The following is a 4,860-nucleotide window of genomic DNA, read 5'->3' on the forward strand; positions in this document are numbered from 1 at the left end:
CGGTGAGCCCCTCGGGGATCACCAGGGTCACCGAGAACGTGGCCTTGAAGGCCGGCTCGTCGAAGCAGGGGAACGCCCGCCGGGCGTCGGTGCTCTGGAGCTGGGTGGTGGCGATGGTGTGCCTGCGCCCCTGGTCGTCCGTGAAGGTGGACCGGTAGAACCCGGCGAGCTTCTCGTTCAGGGCCCCCCGGAAGACGACCTCCAGGGTGCGGGGGCCGGGCTCGAGGCAGCCCGGCGCCGCAAACGCCACCCGCTCGCGCTCGGGGTCGAGGGCGACCCCGGCCACGGGACGACCGTCGAGCCGCGCCTCCCGGATCTCGAGCTCCTTGGCGTTGAGCACGAGCACTTCCAGGCGTTCCCGTACCTCGATCCGAATGGCGGCGCGGCCCGCGAAGGAGCCGGCCTCCAGGTCGGGCTCCAGGGTGAGGTCGTAGTGGGTCGGCACGGCCGAGGTGGGCAGTCGGAACGGGTCGAGGGCGGTTGCGGTCACGGGTTCCTCCAGGGGGGGATCAGGGGTTGTGGAGCCGGGGGTCAGGGGATGGGATCGGGGGCCGAGGAACCCGTCGAGGGCTCAATTCTCGCTCGGTTCGGGGTGAGCAGGTTCCGGCCGTCTCGAGGAGGAGTATTCGGAAGTTGCGGTTCCAGTGGGTGGCGCCTCTCAGAGCATATACCGCAGGCCCCGGAACCTTCCAAGCCGATTCGCCAGGGCCGATACCGAATGATTGGCCTTCTTTCCGACGCCATTCGCTCCTTCCACTTCCAAGAAGGGCGACGGGGTCCCGTTCTCACGTCCGCTCCTGGTGCGCCAGCGCGCGCTGGATCGCCTCGAGCACCTCTTCCAGGCGGGTGCCGAGGTCGTCTGCCAGGAACCGCAGGACGAGGTAGCCGTTCTCTTGGAGGAGCAGGTCCTTTCGCCGGTCGCGGCGGTAGGCGGCGGGGTCGGCCAGGTGCTGGGCGCCGTCGATCTCGACGGCCACCCGACTGCTGGCGGCGAGGAGGTCGACTTCCATCTGTCCCCGGCCGTCGAAGGAAATCGGGAGCTCTGCGTTCAGGCGGAACTTCCCGGCCGTGTGGGACAGAGTCTCGAGGCGGCGGTACAGGAACGCTTCGCTCGCACTCCGGGCCCGCGCGGCGCCTTCCGCCTCGACCGAGATCGGGCGGCAGGCGCGGAGGAAGAGGGCCGCGAGGGGCTCGTCGACGCCGTCGCGGATCAGGCGGCGGATGCTCGCCGCGTAGTCCTGCTTCCATCGGGGGTCTGCAGGAAGGGCTACCTTGGCCGGCCACCCCGGCACGGCGCTCGCGGGCAGCTCCACCGTGTAGCCGATGGCCTCGTAGCCCCGGCAGCGCCTCTCGAACATCCGGGCCAGCATCGGCACGTCGAGGTCGGAGTAGTCGTACACGCGGACCTCGCGCTTGCGGTCGTGCAGCCGGTGCAGGCGGCCGGCGTACTGGGCCACGGTCCCGCGCCAGGACACCGGAAGGGCCAGGAACAAGGTGTCCAGTCGGGCATCGTCGAACCCTTCGCCGAGGTAGCGGCCGGTGGCCAGGAGGACCCGTTCCTCGGTCTCGGGAACGGCCGCCAGTCGGGCGAGAACGGCTTTGAGGCCTCTTCTGCCCATGCCGCCGCGAAGCACGATCAGGTGGCGGACCTCGCCGGACAGACGCTCGGCCAGGAGCTCCACGTGCTCGGTACGTTCGGTCAGCACGACCGGTGACCGGCCCTCTCGAACCGCCGCCGCCACGTCTTCGCAGATGAGCCGATTGCGGGCGTCGTCCGCGATCAGCTCCCCGTAGAGCGCCTGAAACCGGGTGCGGGGGTTGGGATCGGGCTGCCCGCGCGATCGAAATCCCGTGGGACGGACGATCACCGAGTGGGTGAAGGGCCGGGCCAGCGCCTGCTTCCTGGGCTCCACGCGGTAGCGCACCGGGCCGCATTGCATGAAGATGATGGGGTGCTGGCCGTCCTTGCGCTGGACGGTGGCCGAAAGCCCGGTGACGAACCGGGCCTTGGCCCGCCTGGCGACCAGCTCGAAGCTGCGGGCGGGAAGGTGGTGGCACTCGTCCACCACGAGATGGCCGTAGCCGCCCACCAGGTCGTCCACCATGCCGTTTCGCACCAGGCTCTGCACGAGGGCCACGTCCAGGGCTCCGGTCGCCTTCCTCCTCCCCCCGCCGATCTGCCCGATGGCTGCGGTCGGGCATCGGAGAAACGCCGAGAGGCGCTCCACCCACTGCTCCAGGAGCTGCCTGCGGTGAACGAGGACCAGAGTGTTGACGCCGCGCCGTGCGGTGAGCCAGGCGGCAACCACCGTCTTCCCGAAGGCCGTGGTGGCGGAGAGGACGCCTGTGTCGTGGGCGGCCATCGCCTCGGCGGCGGCCCTCTGCTCGGGGCGCAGCTCCCCGGAGAACGAGACCGGCAGGGGCGCCCCCTGGCAGCGCTCGTCCCGAAGGGTGCAGCCGACCTTGAGCTCCGAGAGGAGTGCGGCGACGTCCTCCAGGCAGCCTCGGGGCAGGCCGATGTGCTGGGGATGGTCCTCGGCGCAGGCGACGATCCGGGCCTTGTCGAAGGTCGGCAGGCGAAGGGCCTGTGCCCGGTAGAACTCGGGGTTCTGAAAGGCCGCCAGGCGCAAGAGGCGATTGCGAAGGCCTGGGGGAAGGCCCTCCTTGGGCACGTAGAGCTGGTCCCCGAGCACCACCTCCAGCGTCTCGGGAAGATCCGTGAGGGGAGGATCCGGGCGGCGCCGCGAGGGAGGGGCACCCCACGGCGCGTCGCCCTCGGTGTCCTCGTCCGTGGGGGGCAGGCGCACCCCCACGATTCGTCCCCGGCCTTCCGCTTCGCGCACGAGCTCCTCGGCCTGAGCCGGGGCGATGCGCCGCACGGCGGCCAGAAACGCCCACTGGTCCGGGTGGGGCACGAAGCTCTCGTCGACGAAGAGGCTGTTTCCGCTCTCCCGGGGCGCCTTCTGAAGCGGCAGCGCGATGAGGCTGCCAAAGCCTCCGCTGGGCAAGGTGTCCTGGCTCGGCACCAGGCGGTCGTAGGACTCCAGCCCGACCTCGGGCCGGCGCTCCATCGTCTCGGTGAGGACATGGGAGGCCAGCTTCCGCGCAAGGGCCGCGGGGACAGCCTCCTCGAAGAACATCCAGACGTGGGCGCCCTTGCCGGAGCGGGACCTCTCCACTGCGGCGGGCAGGCCCAGCCGCCGGCAGGTCTCCGCGAACGCTGCCGCGTCCTCCTGCCAGCGCTCCTTGTCGAAGTCTGCGGCGACGAGGAAGCAGGTCTCGTCCTGGAGCATGGGGTAGACGCCCATGACGAAGGGCTTTTCGGCCTTGTCGCGGCCGGAGAGGTGCCAGCCGATTGCTTCGTCGGAGACGGGGAGGAACCGGCGATGAGGGCACTGGGCGCACTTGGTCGCGCGCTTGTCGCACAGGCCCCGGGCCCATTCGTTGGCGCAGGCCGGCTGGTAGCCGGACTTGCCGGTCTTGCGGCTCTCGAAGCGGCGGGAGTAAACGTCTTCGCGGCCGCGGAAGAGGGCGCGGAAGAGGGCGATCTTGTCGGCAGGGGGCGAACGGCGATGAACCCGGTCCCAGGGCCATTCCTCCGGGGCGCGTTGCCCGGCGAGAAACCCTTGGCCCGAGGGGGACGCCTGGTTGCGCACGGCATGCTCCTCTTCCGGCCGCCGCGGTACTAGAAGATAGCCGTTCGCCGAGGACCGGCGGGCACGGGGCGCACCATGCGATACGCGAGGATGGCGGCGGTATCTCTCGCGATGGCCTGTGCCTGGCGGGGTATCACTTGCCCAGGTCCAAAGCCGCTAGCAGTCCCGCGTTCACCGCCGCCAGAACGGCCTCCGGCAAGGCGCCGATCCGTTTCGTCAACTTGGACCGGTCAAGCGTCGTAATCTGATGGCACAGAGCCACTCCATCGTGCTTGAGACCTGCGGTTCCTTTCGCGAGCGGCACTGCCGTTGGGCCGCGGCGGGCTTGGGACGCCGAGGTCGAGCACGGGACAACGATCACGGACCGCCAGGCCGGAACGTCGTTGAATCCATCGTGGGACACGACGACAACCGGGCGTATGCCCCGCTGCTCGGAGCCGGACCGAGGCTGAAGCTCCGCCACGTATACTTCACCGCGCTTCATGGGCGTCCTCGTCTGTAAGCAACTCGAGACCAGCCCGCTCCAATTCCTCGTCGAGATCGGCGGGAGTGCCTGCACATGCCGAGGCATAGGCGGCGATCTCCTCCCGCAACCGGCTTCGCCGGCGCTCCTCGAGCCACTGGGTCAAAGCCTCCCGTGCGATCACCGTCGCCGGCCTGCCGGAGCGTTCGACTTCCTCGCGCAGCATGTCTCGCAGCTCATTGGGCAGGGGTAGATGGAAGTTGGCTGTGGCAGTAGTCTTCATGGCACACCTCCTGCCATGAGCCTATGCCACAACAAAGCCGGCCGCAACCCGGTTCTCCCCTGACGTCAAGGCGATCGGGCATCAACCCCGGCTGGCGCGCTTTCTCTGGGGGACCGGCATACCAGCCACAGAGGGCGTTGCCGAAGAAGTCGAGCTCTCGGGCCTGGAGGTCTGGGGGGGAGGTCGCGGAAGCGGGAGAGGGGGGGCGGCTCGGGTCTCGGGAGGCTTCATGCGTAGGAGGGGCACGAACGGGAATTGACGGGCCGGGAACTCCCCCCCCCGAGGCCCGGCACAGACACGAGCCGGGTTTCGGGGGGGGGGCCAACCCCCCGGGCGGCCGCGGTTACGGCTCCGGGGCGATCTCCTTCCGGGCCTTGTCCCAGGTGCCCTTGAGGGTCTCGAAGGCGTCTCCGAAGCCCTTCTTGGTCTTCTCCCAGGCGTCGGCCGTGGAGTGCTGG

4 protein-coding genes are annotated in these 4,860 nt (G+C 69.7%); all 4 read right to left on the bottom strand.

Annotation, left to right across the window (positions count from 1 at the left end; all coding sequences use genetic code 11):
• A partial coding sequence (locus AB1578_22045) for a M1 family peptidase (GenBank protein ID MEW6490580.1) occupies nucleotides 1–490 on the bottom strand: 490 nt, incomplete at its 3' end.
• A gap of 295 nt (nucleotides 491–785) precedes the next feature.
• A complete protein-coding gene (locus tag AB1578_22050; protein MEW6490581.1) occupies nucleotides 786–3,656 on the bottom strand; it encodes a DEAD/DEAH box helicase family protein in 2,871 nt (956 codons plus the stop codon).
• A gap of 133 nt (nucleotides 3,657–3,789) precedes the next feature.
• A complete protein-coding gene (locus AB1578_22055; protein ID MEW6490582.1) occupies nucleotides 3,790–4,227 on the bottom strand; it encodes a type II toxin-antitoxin system PemK/MazF family toxin in 438 nt (145 codons plus the stop codon).
• Nucleotides 4,127–4,402: a hypothetical protein gene (locus AB1578_22060; protein ID MEW6490583.1), complete on the bottom strand. Its 276-nt coding sequence runs from the start codon at nucleotides 4,400–4,402 to the stop codon at nucleotides 4,127–4,129. Before AB1578_22060 ends, AB1578_22055 begins: the two co-directional genes overlap by 101 nt.
• Between the last annotated feature and the right edge of the window lie 458 nt (nucleotides 4,403–4,860).

The organism is Thermodesulfobacteriota bacterium (genome assembly GCA_040756475.1).
Taxonomy (GTDB): domain Bacteria; phylum Desulfobacterota; class Deferrisomatia; order Deferrisomatales; family JACRMM01; genus JBFLZB01.

What these genes read in the sequence shown, in the direction of transcription:
- AB1578_22055 (MEW6490582.1), bottom strand. Translation starts at nt 4,227, where the DNA reads ATGCCTCGGCATGTGCAGGCACTCCCGCCGATCTCGACGAGGAATTGG.
- AB1578_22060 (MEW6490583.1), bottom strand. Translation starts at nt 4,402, where the DNA reads ATGAAGACTACTGCCACAGCCAACTTCCATCTACCCCTGCCCAATGAG.